The organism is Sphingobacterium ginsenosidimutans (assembly GCF_039536865.1).
In the GTDB taxonomy this organism is placed as follows: Bacteria; Bacteroidota; Bacteroidia; order Sphingobacteriales; family Sphingobacteriaceae; genus Sphingobacterium; species Sphingobacterium detergens.
Genome location: NZ_BAAAZK010000007.1, coordinates 1,298,398 through 1,313,210, shown reverse-complemented (window position 1 = coordinate 1,313,210; position 14,813 = coordinate 1,298,398). Strand labels below are relative to the sequence as shown.

Here is a 14,813-nt window from a genome sequence, read left to right as displayed (position 1 = left end):
TTGATTTTTATTTTATTGATGAAAAGATGAATTAAGGATGTTGGTTTGTCAACTATAAACTAAAGATTTTGAGGGCAAAACCGAAGTCTTGAGGTGGAATGCAGATTTCATCGCTGCATTGCATAAACTGAATTGTCCCCCTGATCGTGCCGTTCTTTCCTTTTATTTTGATTCTTTGTCTAAACTCAACATCGTTCTCGAAATAGGTTACAGGAATACCCAATACTTTTTCGAACTTTCGGATTGGCGTGGGTTGGCTCACTTTCCCGACCAGTTCATAAGATTTATCAGGCAGGAATTTAAAGTTCATTTTTATGGGGCTTTTGGAGCTATTACCCAGTGCATACATATGCCACCCTAGGGGTATTTTTGCTTTCATGGAAATTTCCCCTTCATCTGGGGATTTTCTTTTGAATATACATTCCCAAGTTACCTGACTATGGGAAGTCTGGCCGTTGGAATAACCGCAGAATATCATTAGCACTGCGATCATTAAAATTGCTAGCTTGTTCATTTTTCTTATTCTTTTTTGTTAAAAAAGTCGTTTTGTTATGCAGATTTGATCTTAATGATCTGAAAGCATTTTTCATTTCTTTTGTAAAGCGTTCGGGTTGCTCCCAAACAGCGAAATGACCGCCCTTTTCCAATTTGTTGAAACCATTAAACCATATTATCTAAGGGATTTGAACGCAGCTCTAAGCTCTTCCGTAAAAATCTGAGGTTGCTCCCATGCTGCAAAGTGTCCTCCTTTTTTCGCTTTATGATAATAATACAACGTGGGATAAGCGGCTTTTGACCAGCTTTCAGGTGCCTGGTAGATTTCATGTGGGAATACGGAAATAGCCACAGGAACTTTTATAGTCTTTGTTTTTTGATGGTCTGAACTGAAATTATTGTTATTATTTTCCCAATAGAATCGTGAAGAGGAAGCACCGGTATTCGTCAACCAATAAAGCGTAATGTCATCCAGGATTGCATCTCTATGGATTACTTTTTCTGGTTGTAGGTCACTTTCTGTCCATTCTGCAATTTTTTCGTACAAGAATGCTGCAAGTGCACTCGGAGAATCAGACAGAAGATAACCTGTTGTTTGTGGTCTTGTAACCATCATTCCACCATAAGCTGCATTTCTTCCAAAGAATGTACTTAAAGAATTATATGCTCTAGTTTCATCTTCCGAAAGTCCAGCAGGGATAGGGTCACCAGCGTTAATGGGTTTTACCAATTCAGTTGGAATTGTTGCGGGCATCGTAAGGTGTATTCCAAGAAGCCCGGCTGGAGCCTGTCGTGCCAGCGCATCGGAGATCACTGACCCATGATCGCCCCCTTCCGAAACATATTTTGTGTAGCCAAGGCGTTTTACCAATACATCCCAAGCTTTGGCTACACGGTCCGGATTCCAGCCGGTTTCTTTGGGGATTTCCGAAAAGCCATATCCTGGAATTGCGGGGATAATCACGTCGAACGCATCTTCTGCTTTTCCACCATATTTTACAGGGTCCGTCAGCGGGCCAATGGCATCTATGAATTCTAGCGGTGACCCTGGCCAACCGTGGGTAAGGACTATCGGAAGTGCATTGGATTCTTTTGAGCGGACATGAATGAACTGGATATCCAAACCATCAATTTTTGTTATGTATTGTGGAAGAGCATTTAATTTTTTTTCAAGTTTTCGCCAGTCATATCCTTTTCCCCAATACATTAGCAGTTCCTTCAACTGTGCTAATTGAATGCCTTGAGATGCATCATTCACAGTTTCTTTATCGGGAAAGCGAGTTTCCGCGATACGTCGTTTGAGCTCGTCAAGCTTTGACTGTGGAATGTTGATCTTAAATGGCCGGATGCTGGTGTCTGTTTTTGAAACCGTACTGGTTGTTTTGTTGTTTTGAGCACTGGCAATGGTAGGTACATTTAGAGAGAATGCTGCAGCTAAAAGAGCAGTTGTAAGTTTTGTTTTCATTGTTTCTTGTTTTAAATTTTTGTTCTGATTTCTTTTTGTTGAAACAAATGTAGACCAGCCCAAAGGCTTTAGAAAGAAACAATCGGTTCAAGTGGACATAATAGCCGTCGAGTTGGTTATTTTAATCCGCGAACAAGATGACGTTATCGTAGATCATGTTCTGAATAATATAAATAATAATAGGATGAGCTATAACTTTATTGATTAGCTTATCCTCCATTGAAAGTTGGCGGATATATCATATTGGTCTCCAGAGCAAAAGCTTTATTATGAATGCAAAAATTTCAAAAATAGAAAACAGCAGTAGATAAACCGCTGTTTCACTTTGTCGGTCAGATTTTATAAACAACGGATCGTCCCCCCGTCGACCCGTAGGACAGAACCGCTAATATAGTCAGCAAAACGACTACATAGGTAGACAACGGCACCCGCAATTTCTTCAGGTGCACCAAACCTACCGACATCATTTGGGATAAGCTCCTGAACTGCTTTGTACTTAATCTCTTCCATATCCGTTCCCCATCCGAATTTAGGTGCTGCCTGCTCAAGCCATTGTTCTACCATTGGATTGATGATGGCTCCTGGAGATACGATATTAGAAGTGATACCCGTCTCTTTAAGCTGCCTTGCGAGCGATACAGACATATTATGTCGCGCGGCAAGGGTAGCATTATAATGTGGCTGTTCCTTTATGGGCTGTATGGCCAATCCTCCACCAATATGTATTAACCTACCCCAACCGAGCTCCTTCATCTGTGGAACGATGCGCTGTATCATACGTACATATGAAACCACATTGGTATTGTACAACGCTAACCAGTCTTCCGTATCTGCTTCGTCCCATGATTTGTGGGAAGTAACTCCGGCATTATTAACAAGTATATCCACCGGTCCGGCTGAGAGTGCCGCTGCAGCTACTGCATCTGCGCCTTCATCTGTCGCAAGATCTCCGATCGCTATTGCCGCAGAACCACCAGAAGCGTTAATCTCCGCAGCTACATCTTCGGCCCGTTTAAGGTTACGTCCATGTATTATTACCATGGCACCCTCACTTGCGAGCATTTTAGCAATGGCTTCGCCCAATCCGGAACTAGATCCGGTTACCAGGGCACGTTTGCCCTTTAATTGTATGTCCATTTTACTTGATTTTTATGTTATGAATGTTTTTTATTTGGCGCATAACCAAATTCCTTTTTGTAGGCAAAGGAAAAATGGGAGAGATCCTCAAAACCCAGATCCAGGTATACATCGGATGGTTTCCCTTTTTGCTGTTCGATCAAGAAGCGGGCTGTATCCAGGCGCTTCTGCAACAGCCATCTGCCCGGGCTGGTATGAAACTGCTTTTCAAAATCGCGCTTAAAACCGGAAAGGCTGCGGCCCGTAAGAAAAGCGAAACGTTCCAATGGTACATTGTAGCGGTAATGGCTGTTCATAAAAGCTTCGAGGTCGATCTTGCCCGGTTCATTAAAATCAAACAGCACATTTTTAAATGCCGGATTAAGCTGAATAAGTAGTAAAACAAGCTCTCTGGCTTTTATCGCTACAATGCGGTCATCCATTTGTTGTTGTAGATAAGGAACCAAGGAATCTACAAAGCCTTTTATCAATGCACCTGGCTGGATAAGAAGTGCGGTGTGGGGATTAATTATGCTATCGGCTTTCAGTCCATATTGCTCGCTCATTTCCTTTAAGGTGCACTGATCGATATGCACCGCTATAGACCTGAAACTTCCATCGGTGGTACTTTTTACGTATTTGGTTAGCTGATTACGTCGAAAAAAACGGAAGTCACCTTCCCGATAGGAATGCTTGTGGTCAGCAAGCCATACATCCTGTTTTCCCTGGAGAATATAACTGAAGATATGGTCTGCTACAAAAGCTTCGCCTTCGATCGTATTGCCGGAATACGTATTTAGCACTATTCTGGGGCCTGTGGCCGCATCTTTTGCTTTTTCGGAAATATCATTTTTGCATTCCATAGCGATTAGCTTATGATTACTTTTGGTTCTAATTGTTCCTCGAGGCCATATCGGCCGCCTTCTCTACCCAAGCCAGATTGTTTAAATCCGCCGAATGGTGCCAGCGCATCGTGATAGATCGTATTGATGGCTACCCTGCCTGCATTAATCTGTGCAGCCACTTGCTGCGCCCGCGCCATGTCTGAACTGCTTACATAAGCATGCAGTCCATATATGGTATCGTTGGCAATGGCAATAGCTTCTTGCTCTGTTTTGTAGGTAATAACGGATAATACAGGACCGAAAATTTCTTCCTGCGCAATCGTCATTTCATTACTTACACCTGTAAATATAGTGGGTTTGACGTAAAATCCGTTCTTTAATCCATCCGGTTTGCCCAGACCACCAATTAAAAGTTCTGCACCCTCGTCGATCCCCCGCCTGATGTAATGCTGAATCCGGTCAAATTGTTTCTGACTGGCCATCGGCCCAATGACCGTCTGCTCATCTCTTGGATCGCCAACTTTTTGTGTAGCCATCGTTTTCAGCAAGATAGCTTTAATCTCTGGCAGGGCAGCTTCCGGCACCAGCAGTCGTGTTCCAGCAATACAGGCCTGACCACTATTCATAAAGGCCGCATTTACCGCCATTGGTATTGCAGTTTTGAGATCTGCATCATCAAGAATGATATTGGGTGATTTTCCGCTTAGCTCCAGCGTGACGCGCTTCATGGTATCTACTGCATTACGGGCAATGATCTTGCCGACCACTGTAGAACCTGTGAACAAAATTTTGGCCACAGCAGGGTGGGTAGACAATACCGTTCCCAAAATATCTCCACGTCCATGCACCATATTGATTACGCCGGCTGGAAGTCCTGCCTGGTCGAAGCATTCTGCCAGAACCTGCGATTGAATCGCACTCATTTCACTGGGTTTGATTACTACGGTACAGCCAGCAGCAATTGCCGCCGCGAGTTTTACACATATAGAACCTGAATTGGCATTCCAGGCCGTCATGATCCCAGTTACGCCAATAGGCACCATAGTGACTGCCGACTGACCTATGCGGCGTTCGAAAGAAAAATCTTTAAGGATTTCCTTGAAACAAAGGAAGGTCTCTGCGGCATACTGGTTTGACCAGCGAGACCGTTGTTCCGTTGCACCATACTCTGTAGTGGTTACTTCCTGCAGATCGTCGAGCCGCTCCATCAGCGCATTGTGTAATTGCTGTAGGTAATGCATGCGCTGTTCTCTGCATGTTTGTGCAAAAGAAGGTAAAGCTGCTGATGCAGCAACTATTGCAGCCTCCATATCCTGCTCAGTGCCCAATACGAGATGGCCGATGAGGCTTTCGTCCGAAGGATTAATGATATCCATCTGCTCGGTACCTGTCGAAGGCCGAAATTGACCATCGACGTAATGCTGGTTGATTATTTTCATTTTGCTGTCTTTTAAACTTAGCTCAAGAGCATCGTTGTTACTGACACAAAATTACTTCGCTGCTGTCTTTAAAGGTTTGTTAGAAAGCCCAGATTACTTTGTTGAAAGGCTCAACTATTTGGGGCTCGGTCTTAGAATTCAATAAAGGCCATGTGCTTGCAAAACAGGATATAGCCCTTTTATTAACGAAAAAATACACTGAAATCCAACACTATACCTAACTTTAAATTAGATCTATGCTCAAAGCCGGTTTAACATTTGGCTCAAGCGGACACCTAGCCAAAAGGCTCCCTTATTAACCGATAAGGGAGCCTTTTAGTTGAAAGAAATAGCCTATCCATTTTCCACTCTTGATTTTTCATAGGCGAGAAGTTCATCTGCGCAGAGTTTACCGAATTTATCAGCTGCTAATGGGCTATCAGCAGTGATCAATTTTCTGTCAACGTGACAATCGCCGGCAATTTTTTTATTCAAAATTTCAACTCCAAGTTGTTTGAGTTTTTCGCCATAAAACCAAGGCATCTCGCCCGGCTGATATCCACTTTCTGGTAAAGTCTTATCCATTTCATCGGGAAACGAATTGATCTTATACCCCTTGAAGGGAAACTCAGCGTTTCCACAATCTGCTGCGCTTAAGAGCGCTGCTGGACCATGGCAGATTGCCAATAGATATTTATCTTCAGCTACTGCCCATTTGATAAGTTCTTTTACATCATTATTTTCAGGTAATCCGAGCATTGCGCCATGCCCGCCTGGGATAAAAACGGCCACGTAGTCAACATATCCTTTATTCGTGTCGGCTATAAAATCCCTTAGGTTGTGCGGGTTTGAAAATTGCGTATTATACTTGTCGAGGATTTTACCGATGTTTTCATCTTCATAGGGCATAGCCCACATCTCAAATTTTACAGGATCACCGGTGGGGGTGTAGAAGTCAACCTCAAATCCAGCCTGTTCGAAATGAAGAATGGGAACCAGTGTTTCGACCGGATGATTACCCGTCGAAAATTTCTTTCCATTTTTCATGGTCATATAGCGCTCTTCTGTGCAAAGCACGAGGATCTTTTTTCGGGTGTCCTTGTTGACATCACTGTACTTTTTTTTGCTGTAATTTGTCTTGGTCGTAACCATCGCCTTTCTTGAAAAAAAAGAAGGTTCGTAGCCAATGCCATCAAATACAGGCTCTTTGCTCAAATCGTTTGAAAATAATGACATAGTAATATTTTTTTAGTATTTGAAATTCGTGCTATTGATTAGCTTCGAATGTCAAACTTTCCACATTTTGTAAATCTTTAAGAGATAACAATATCCAAGCCCATGCTGTTTCAGATAAAAAATGTTTATGGAAAGCAGCAGTGCTCAAAGAAGGTGAGAGAATTATACGGAAGTATGGGACACAAAAAACAAATAAATCAATTCGTACCGTAATTTAGGAAAGTTCAATCCCAGCTGTCGGAAAATTGGGTACTTACAGGTAGAGGAGGTCGATATCTGGATTAGGAGCTTGTATTGCGGGCATGGATCTACAGCTAAAGCCCGATCCGCGGAGTTAGTAATACGCATTTTTGAATAAAATGGTAAACGCTCTGCCGGAAAAATTGTTCTTTCTTTGTCGGACGGTCATTTGAGAGAATTGGCACATTGTTATAAATTTTAAATAATAGCAACATGGATCAGCTTAGCTTATTTGAAAATGAAGGTTATCATTTCCCCGAGGAGCTCTTGGATTTTGAGCCTAGTTTTCTTACAACACAGGAAGCAGATCAGCTGTTTGATCTCTTGCTCAATGCGGTGCCCTGGCAGCAGACATTTAGAAAAATGTACGACCGATCGGTATTGACACCGCGGTTGACGGCTTGGTATGGTGATGAGGATACGAGTTATGAGCTGGCCGGAAAGACCATCCCCGCAAACCAATGGCTCATGCCCTTAAAAGCGTTGAAGGAGCGGATTGAACAACAGTTCCACTGTACATTTAATTCAGTACTGTTAAATCTATATCGTGATAACAATGATTCGGTCGCCTGGCACCGCGATCGAGAAAGCGAACTGGGCAACAGGCCCGTGATCGGATCTGTGAGTCTGGGGCAAGCGCGCTATTTTGATTTCCGGAAAGTGGATGATCATAGCAGGAAGTATTCATTGCTGCTCAAGCACGGTTCATTGTTGTTGATGAAAGGCAATCTGCAGGAAACCTGGGAACATCGTATTGCAAAATCCGCTCAAAAGATGACAGCACGTATCAACCTTACATTTCGCCTGATCGGCGAAAGTAAATCGTAACAATTTCATTATTGCACTAATCCAGTACCCCAGTTATGCTGGGATTAAGCACAAATTTTCCACTAGCCGTCTCTTCGATAAAATCTGATAGATCGATATCAAGCATCAGGGCATGCGATTCATTCGGTATGAGCAGCTTGTCGCCAGGGATATTGATGGCAATATATTGTCCCTGTGGCGTCCCTATAGGATAGGAAGAACCATTCCTGACTATCTGATTGCCCGTTGGGGATACTTTTAGCATAACTTCCTGTAGGGTGCCATGCGGGACATGGCCACCTGCAATGATGCTATCCTTTTGTACCTCCAGTATGTTTAATCTTTTATTCGCCTCGATTTTTCCTCCACCTGTGGACGTGCGGGTCCAGAGCTGTTGGATATCGAGATATACTGCCTCATACTGATCACCGTCACTTTTTACCTTCACTTTTAGGTGCGCCTGCTCAGGTGGGGGGCTATCGTCCTTATGGCAGCTGCACAAAAGTATGAGTAGGGCCAAGGGCATCAGATATAATACTGCAGACATCCTGCGGGCAATTAACTGTGTATTTTTTGTATTGGACATGAAGGTCATAATTGTTTTTTAAGGTGAACACAAGAGGAGCATCCATCGTTTGCTTTTTTTAAAAACCGGTCGCAAGAAGTATCAATAATTGCCCAGGGGATGTCGAGAACCTCCATTTTATTCAAGCGACCAAGAGTTGACGGATAGATCGCAAATTTGGTTTTCGATTACATCAAGGTAAATGTACTGACACCTAAAAAGTCCTTTGGGACGAAATGGGAAACCGAATCGGATCTCAAGATGCTCAAAAAGTCCAACGAGTTTTTAAACGTATCAAATAGCGCTGATAGTTGCTGGAGCACAAGTTCATCGATATAAGATACAGGCAAGAAATAAGGATAAAATCATTTCGACAACGGACTGGTTTTTTATAAAATATCTAAAATAGAGTTGACTTAGTTTTACTCTTTAGCGCCTTTTCTACCGGAGGATACTTAACCGTGCAATTATACCTGCTACGGGAGTCCATGTGTACCTTTCCTTTCTCTACAAATGAAACGATCCAGTAACCATCCCATTTCACTTCATAGAGATACCCTTCACTGTCCAACGGATCTTTGGGTACAATGCATCGGGATTATATGGGCTGTCATATTTTTCATAATACGACTTTTCTGGTAAATATAACCACATGCCCTTAGTTGTTGAATATTACCTGTTTTGTTAATATGTCAAAACGGGCAAACTGTATGTGTTGGCGCTTGTTCTATTCAAAAAACTGTTTTGTATGGCAGACAATAAAAATCAAAAGGACCCAAGGGACCGCAATCAAATTGCAGGAGGCGAATCGTATGAAGTAGATTACATCACAAAAGAACTTGGCGTATCTCTTTAGGAAGTCGAAGCGGCAATTGAGAAGATCAGTAATAGCAGGAAGAAATCACTAAACATCTAAAAAATAATAAGAAATGATATGACAGATAGAACCACATTTACAGGAATCCCGGTAACCAATAGCGAAGGAGTTGAAAAATATTTTGATTTCGAAGTTGGCAAGGAGGGAGAGAGCGGCAAGTATGCTCGCATTACGATGGACGGCTGCCAGCTGATTTTAGATGAAGACCTGGCTTATATCAAAGGTGATCTGCCGGAGCAGTGGCATAAACCTGCCATCAGCAAATTGCTTTTTTTATTAGAGGTTGACCGTAACAAGGATGACAATTGAAATAACGATAAATGAAAATAGCAACCTACAACGTCAATGGTATTAATGGGCGGCTAAACGTATTGCTTCGCTGGTTAAAGGAGGAGTCGCCGGATATCGTTTGTTTACAGGAACTAAAAGCACCACAGGATCGCTTTCCTTTAAAGGCCATTAATGACGCAGGTTATAACGCGGTGTGGCATGGGCAGAAAAGCTGGAATGGTGTAGCTGTCCTTTCTAAATTTGAAATTGCCGAAGTGACAAGGCAGTTACCTGGTGATAAAGAGGACAGCCATAGCCGCTACCTGGAGGTTATCATCAACCAGATTCTAATTTGCTGTCTTTATCTGCCCAACGGTAATCCTTATCCGGGACCTAAATTTGAATATAAAATGGCCTGGATAAAGCGATTAATGAAACGGTCAAAAGCGCTTATAAAAATGGAAGTGCCTGCTATCCTTATTGGTGATTTCAATATTATCCCTACGGAACAGGATGTCTACAAGCCGGAAAAATATATAGAAGATGCCCTTTTTAGCATTGAAGTCCGAAAAGCGTTTAAACAGCTTATCGGCCAAGGGTGGCTCGATTCGATACGGACGCTTTTTAAAGATCAACAGGTTTATACCTTTTGGGATTACTTTAGGAATGCATACGGTCGAAATGCCGGGCTCCGGCTGGATCATGTTCTTTTAAGCCCAATCGTTGCTCCGTTGCTATTGGAAGGTGGGATCGACCGACAGGTGCGGGGCTGGGAAAAAGCCAGTGACCATGCGCCGGTCTGGATTATATTGAAAGATAAAAAATAATTATGGCTGCTAGTAGGAAATCCAAAAATGAGCTGCTAAAGGAGTCACGATTGCAGGAACTCGAGGGTAAAATGCAAGATGCCATAAAAAGCTACAGCAAAATTATAAGCAAATACCCACTACAGGCCGGGGCATACAATCGCTTAATGATCCTTTATCGAAAGCTAAAAGATTACAAAAAAGAATTGGCAGTTATTAAGCAGGCCATCGGCGCATATGAAAAAGATATTAAGGACGATCAACAAACCTGGAAGAAGGCAAACCGTAAATCTGCACGGCTCAGTCTCAGCCTGGCTAAATCAATGGGGCTTCTCAACGACAAAGGTCTTCCAGTTTATGAAGATCCGCAGATCCTAACATGGAGAAAACGGCTGGAAACGGTTCAGAAAAAAATTAAAACACCTCCAAAACCGCAAAAAAAGAAAGCTGTAGCGCGGGCAAAGAAGTGAAACCTGGGGCTCTATTTCAACAAAATTTTAGAAATGTATATTCTGAATGAACTTCTGCTAAATATTGCTTTAGATGGAGTTCAACTAAATAGGTTTACTGATCGGTAAAATGACCTGAACCATTTATAAGCAGAATTTCAAGGATGCTAACAGAAATCTGTCTTACTAATTCATTCTGATCATTTTCCGGGATAAAAATGTTATTTTCGATATATCCTAACTGACCTTCTTTCCCTTTATATCCGATGATATAAATGAGAGCAGAAGTGTTGTCAAAAATCTTAAGATTTATTTTTGGATTACTGATAAGAGATACATTGAAAATAAATTCCTTGTCTTTTTCCAAATCAATATTTTCAATTGTTATATCATCCTCACATTCAAACGAGGATATACTACCCTTAACTGTATAAGGTTTTTCATCTATTTCATAATGAAACTCAAAAGTTTTATTGGTCCCTTCCATATGGCTTATTTTTTAACAAATTACAAAAAAAAGCGCTTTGAAAAAAAATGAATGTTTTTAGAATCAACGCAATGTTGAACAATAACTTTATTGAATAAGGTCGTTATTTGACCTATCAATTTTCCTGCTTATGGTAAACTCTGAGAAAACCATTTCATATTGAGCTTTGTGATATAACAAAAGGAATAATGAGCGCCTTAATATTTGCATTCTTAAATAAAACAGCTATGAATATTAAACGAATTTTTGGAACAGTTCTTACCGTCCTTGGAATCATAGGATTAATTTACACAGGTTACGAACTAATTGGGAAAAGCCAGGCTTATACTACCTTAGGTGTAGTAGGAGTTCTCGGCCTAATCTTCTTTTTCGCAGGCATTGGCCTTGTAAAGAACACTAAGGATGAGGCTTAACTTTTAAAAATGTTTTGATTTTAACAATGAATGAAAATTTATTAGGAATAGCGGCCGGAATATTGACTTCTGTAGCCATGCTCCCTCAACTGATCAAAGTAATAAAGGAAAAGAATGTCGGTGATTTGTCATGGGTCATGATTTTAGTTCTTATTTGTGGTCTTTCATTATGGGTATGGTATGGAGTTTTAAAAAATGAATTGCCCATTATTCTCTCGAATGCATTTGCAGTCTTGGTGAATAGCTGTCTTTTTATCTGCTATTTTTTATATAAGGATAATTCTGATTAAAGTAGAAGCAGGAAGGGGCATGATTATTTAAAGGGTAATGGAGGCTTTATAATCTTTCTGAGGCTAAAATTATGGCTTTTTAAACAAGAAAATAATGGAATTATCATTGAGCTCAATTCATTCATCAAACTTCTGAATAATGGTGACCCAAATTGTCTTAATTTAAACTTTCTGCAAGCTGCCATGATTCCTTTTTTTGGTTATAGGAAAGGGTCCAGATTTCTTCCCTGATTCTTTTTCCTTTTCTTGTATAATAATCACCTACCCGGACTATAACTTGCGATATAGACTTTCTTAAAATTTCAGCATATGCTATTTAACCTGTTTCAGGTTTTAGATCCCCTAAACAGCTGTGGGGTAGATGTTCTCCCTAGAAGGGGATCATTTAAATTTCGATTGGTTGTTCGGGATAAATATTTCTATTAATTCTTCGTCTTTTTCCTTTGGTAAAATGCTTTCAAATCTGCAAATTTTTGTAAGTTAGTATACTAGAAAAAGCATTTGCAAGGTTTGGTCATTATTAAACATCTTGTTCTTCGAAAGCCTAAATTTCGCCCCTGCTTTTTCCGTGTATGCAAGATTATGAAAAGCCCTTACGCAAATGAACTCAAGATATTTTAAGAAATTTTGGAATGAGAGTACTGGAGACGAATTGACAGATTCTTGGGGAAACTCAACCTATTATTTTGAAACCGATTTAAATCTAAATGTGACCAAACAGTTGCAGCTCTTCCAAAACGACAGAACATTAAAATATGACCTGCAAAATTTTGAAAATGAATATGGTTTTCTAACCGACCAACCTTTAGATCGTGAAGAGTTTTCCAACGGCGAAATTAGAAAAGAGGAATTCTATGAAATCTGGGATAAATAAAACTAAATACAAACTTTCCGATGATTTCAAAAGTGCTTTAAGACATTTTGTCTATTATTATACAAATGGAACTTTGCAATATGTAATAGGAGATAATGAACTACTAAAAGACATCAATTATAGAGAAGATCTCTAATTTCTTTAAAATATAAGTTGTTATGATAACGGATTTACATAATCAAATATTGGAGAATTGTTTTAAAAGGGCGATCGATTCCTATGTCAGCTGTATCGAACTAGAGGAGAATTCTTGCCTATTTAATGAAATAGCTATATCCGCTAGTGATATCCAACTTGAAAGGAATTCGATAAAATTTCTATATAACGATATGCGTAGTGAGAACTATGTCCTCGAAGTCAGGTTGAATCTGTTGTCGAAAGAATCGAATGTCGGTTATTATGCATTGATCCTAAATGAAGAAAATGAAGCACTGGACGATTATCTAGTTTTCAATTAGGGGAAGACCATCGATGAAACGGTTAAACAAAAGCTTTTAAAGCTACAATGAGACACAAAAACACAAAATACGATGCATAGCAAAGTCGTCAAATCATTATTAAGTATATTGAAAATATTGAACTGCCTTATAGTATTTTTATTCTTCTGTTCTTGCGATGGAAGGAATCATATTGATTTCAAGAGTACTCAGATTTTGGCTGAGCATAGGATGAATTTTCCGAAGGAGTCTACAGATCATTTCCCTCAGCAATTGGGAAGTGAGGTGGATATCATTTATAATGAAGGCATCGAAAATAATAATCTCAATCTATACCTGGTTGAACGCAACGTAAGTGAAAAAAAAATCAGTAAATTACTTAATAGGTTGAAAGATACTAAGTATTATAGAGGGAGCGATAAAAATCTTTTAATCATCAATAGAAATGAAAAGATCATAGATGGCTTTAGTGAATTTCCGAAGATTGACAGTGCTAATTTACAAGGCGATGTTCCTGTTCCAAATTTTATCAGTTATAAAAATGGGATACCCGCTGATCCTAATTATGAATTTTATATTATCCATACTGACAATAAGGAAAGGCAGTTTAAAAATGAAATTCTTGGTGAAAATGCATCAATGCCATTTCATTGGAAACATGGGATTACTTACGGTGTCGCTGTCAATAAATTGGAGAAAAATATAATTTATTGGGTCGCAGTTTGGTAATGCTTATGTTTGGCGCCCTGAAGATCAAATGACTTAAAGCTAATTACTTTTTTTGATCGATTCATCGATAAGTTCCATTAGATGATTGACGGTTTTAGCTATGCTTTTGTCATGATAGAAAGTGCTTCCCTGAGCTAAGAATCTTTTTGCACAGAGCGTGTATTACGAAAGTCAGCAAGTGGATACTACATATCCAACAGTCCAAGAAAATTAATTGTATTAAATTTCATTTTTAAAGACCTGCATGACATCAGTTATTTAGGGCTTTACTACTAATTTTGATTGATAAGCTGCCATGACCATGCTTATCTCATTCGTCAGCACCGTTAATATGCGACGGGAGCACCCTCCAATTAATGATACCCCCTCCATGGGCGACTCTTATTTAATTTGTGAAACAAACCTATCATGAAAAGCACAACTCCGAACCATATAAATATATATCTGAATATATCTTCAAATCGAATGTTAATGAAAAATGGTGTTTTTTGATAATCTATAAATTCCACATCATCATTAATGCCAGTCTCTTTTATACCCGAATTTTCGCTGTAGTATATTTCAATTTTATCACCTACATGTAGATCATCTATATCTTGCTCGGTTAAAACACTATTGGGCATATAAAGCTCAAAAACATAAGGATAGCTGTCTATTTTAAGATATCTGTATTTGCCATGGAATCTCTTAGGAAGTTCTTTATACTCTTTTGATAGATAAGTTATTGTTCCTGGATTCTTGATATAATCAGACCGTTCTCTATTGCTTTTATACAAAAGGATCATCCCACCAATGACAAACAATGAGGAAGTAATTGTTGTTTTTAAAAAATGCATTGCAATATTTAGCTCATCTGAGCGTCTATTTAGTTGATCATTATATGGCGTATTCCATCAATTTGAACTTGCCTAAATTACGTAAAATCTTGACGGTTCAAAATTTATTTTCGGATGTATTTATTGCGTTCCTATAGATGGAATATAATAAATCGTTA

Annotated in this window: 20 protein-coding genes; 11 read left to right on the top strand and 9 right to left on the bottom strand. The window is 39.8% G+C overall.

Features of this window, described 5'->3' with window-relative positions; translation table 11 throughout:
- Window positions 1–52 precede the first annotated feature (52 nt).
- From ABFX33_RS17920 to ABFX33_RS17895, 6 genes are all read right to left on the bottom strand, one after another.
- Window positions 53–514 carry a protein-disulfide reductase DsbD domain-containing protein gene (locus tag ABFX33_RS17920; protein ID WP_346087225.1) on the bottom strand — a complete coding sequence of 154 codons (462 nt, stop codon included), beginning with the start codon at window positions 512–514 and terminating at the stop codon, window positions 53–55.
- 156 nt (window positions 515–670) lie between these two features.
- On the bottom strand, window positions 671–1,960 hold the full coding sequence (locus tag ABFX33_RS17915) for an epoxide hydrolase family protein (protein WP_346087223.1): 1,290 nt from the start codon (window positions 1,958–1,960) through the stop codon (window positions 671–673).
- Window positions 1,961–2,299: 339 nt separating this feature from the next.
- Window positions 2,300–3,097 (bottom strand): SDR family NAD(P)-dependent oxidoreductase, encoded by a 798-nt coding sequence (locus ABFX33_RS17910; protein ID WP_346087222.1) that lies wholly within the window; start codon window positions 3,095–3,097, stop codon window positions 2,300–2,302.
- Window positions 3,098–3,114: 17 nt separating this feature from the next.
- A complete protein-coding gene (locus tag ABFX33_RS17905; RefSeq protein ID WP_346087220.1) occupies window positions 3,115–3,939 on the bottom strand; it encodes an AraC family transcriptional regulator in 825 nt (274 codons plus the stop codon).
- 5 nt (window positions 3,940–3,944) lie between these two features.
- On the bottom strand, window positions 3,945–5,297 hold the full coding sequence (locus tag ABFX33_RS17900; protein ID WP_346087909.1) for an aldehyde dehydrogenase family protein: 1,353 nt from the start codon (window positions 5,295–5,297) through the stop codon (window positions 3,945–3,947).
- 396 nt (window positions 5,298–5,693) lie between these two features.
- Window positions 5,694–6,575 (bottom strand): DJ-1/PfpI family protein, encoded by an 882-nt coding sequence (locus tag ABFX33_RS17895; protein ID WP_346087218.1) that lies wholly within the window; start codon window positions 6,573–6,575, stop codon window positions 5,694–5,696.
- 453 nt (window positions 6,576–7,028) lie between these two features.
- Here ABFX33_RS17895 and ABFX33_RS17890 point away from each other — a divergent pair, with 453 nt between their 5' ends.
- On the top strand, window positions 7,029–7,643 hold the full coding sequence (locus ABFX33_RS17890; RefSeq protein WP_346087216.1) for an alpha-ketoglutarate-dependent dioxygenase AlkB family protein: 615 nt from the start codon (window positions 7,029–7,031) through the stop codon (window positions 7,641–7,643).
- Between the two features lie 16 nt (window positions 7,644–7,659).
- Here ABFX33_RS17890 and ABFX33_RS17885 read toward each other — a convergent pair whose 3' ends face one another.
- The gene (locus ABFX33_RS17885) at window positions 7,660–8,208 is read right to left on the bottom strand and encodes a DUF4382 domain-containing protein (RefSeq protein ID WP_346087214.1); all 549 of its coding nucleotides are present in this window, start codon (window positions 8,206–8,208) and stop codon (window positions 7,660–7,662) included.
- 727 nt (window positions 8,209–8,935) lie between these two features.
- Between ABFX33_RS17885 and ABFX33_RS17880 the strand changes: the two genes are divergently transcribed.
- From ABFX33_RS17880 to ABFX33_RS17865, 4 genes are all read left to right on the top strand, one after another.
- Window positions 8,936–9,043 carry a DUF3606 domain-containing protein gene (locus ABFX33_RS17880; RefSeq protein ID WP_346087212.1) on the top strand — a complete coding sequence of 36 codons (108 nt, stop codon included), beginning with the start codon at window positions 8,936–8,938 and terminating at the stop codon, window positions 9,041–9,043.
- Between the two features lie 78 nt (window positions 9,044–9,121).
- Complete coding sequence (locus tag ABFX33_RS17875; RefSeq protein ID WP_346087210.1) at window positions 9,122–9,373, top strand: hypothetical protein; 252 nt, start codon at window positions 9,122–9,124, stop codon at window positions 9,371–9,373.
- A gap of 11 nt (window positions 9,374–9,384) precedes the next feature.
- Window positions 9,385–10,161 carry an exodeoxyribonuclease III gene (gene xth / locus ABFX33_RS17870; protein ID WP_346087209.1) on the top strand — a complete coding sequence of 259 codons (777 nt, stop codon included), beginning with the start codon at window positions 9,385–9,387 and terminating at the stop codon, window positions 10,159–10,161.
- A 2-nt stretch (window positions 10,162–10,163) separates the two neighbouring features.
- Window positions 10,164–10,610 (top strand): DUF2225 domain-containing protein, encoded by a 447-nt coding sequence (locus ABFX33_RS17865; RefSeq protein WP_346087207.1) that lies wholly within the window; start codon window positions 10,164–10,166, stop codon window positions 10,608–10,610.
- A gap of 94 nt (window positions 10,611–10,704) precedes the next feature.
- On the opposite strand, the gene ABFX33_RS17860 is transcribed toward ABFX33_RS17865, so the two are convergent.
- Window positions 10,705–11,076: a hypothetical protein gene (locus tag ABFX33_RS17860; protein ID WP_346087205.1), complete on the bottom strand. Its 372-nt coding sequence runs from the start codon at window positions 11,074–11,076 to the stop codon at window positions 10,705–10,707.
- A 227-nt stretch (window positions 11,077–11,303) separates the two neighbouring features.
- Between ABFX33_RS17860 and ABFX33_RS17855 the strand changes: the two genes are divergently transcribed.
- From ABFX33_RS17855 to ABFX33_RS17835, 6 genes are all read left to right on the top strand, one after another.
- A complete protein-coding gene (locus tag ABFX33_RS17855; RefSeq protein ID WP_346087203.1) occupies window positions 11,304–11,489 on the top strand; it encodes a hypothetical protein in 186 nt (61 codons plus the stop codon).
- A gap of 26 nt (window positions 11,490–11,515) precedes the next feature.
- The gene (locus tag ABFX33_RS17850; RefSeq protein ID WP_346087201.1) at window positions 11,516–11,779 is read left to right on the top strand and encodes a SemiSWEET transporter; all 264 of its coding nucleotides are present in this window, start codon (window positions 11,516–11,518) and stop codon (window positions 11,777–11,779) included.
- A 601-nt stretch (window positions 11,780–12,380) separates the two neighbouring features.
- Entirely contained in the window at window positions 12,381–12,653 is a 273-nt protein-coding gene (locus ABFX33_RS17845; protein ID WP_346087199.1) for a hypothetical protein, read from the top strand.
- Window positions 12,634–12,789: a DUF7677 family protein gene (locus ABFX33_RS26770; protein ID WP_428835653.1), complete on the top strand. Its 156-nt coding sequence runs from the start codon at window positions 12,634–12,636 to the stop codon at window positions 12,787–12,789. Before ABFX33_RS17845 ends, ABFX33_RS26770 begins: the two co-directional genes overlap by 20 nt.
- A gap of 22 nt (window positions 12,790–12,811) precedes the next feature.
- Complete coding sequence (locus tag ABFX33_RS17840; protein WP_346087197.1) at window positions 12,812–13,111, top strand: hypothetical protein; 300 nt, start codon at window positions 12,812–12,814, stop codon at window positions 13,109–13,111.
- Between the two features lie 210 nt (window positions 13,112–13,321).
- Complete coding sequence (locus ABFX33_RS17835; protein WP_346087195.1) at window positions 13,322–13,819, top strand: hypothetical protein; 498 nt, start codon at window positions 13,322–13,324, stop codon at window positions 13,817–13,819.
- A gap of 353 nt (window positions 13,820–14,172) precedes the next feature.
- On the opposite strand, the gene ABFX33_RS17830 is transcribed toward ABFX33_RS17835, so the two are convergent.
- Window positions 14,173–14,655 carry a hypothetical protein gene (locus tag ABFX33_RS17830; protein WP_346087193.1) on the bottom strand — a complete coding sequence of 161 codons (483 nt, stop codon included), beginning with the start codon at window positions 14,653–14,655 and terminating at the stop codon, window positions 14,173–14,175.
- Window positions 14,656–14,813: the final 158 nt, after the last annotated feature.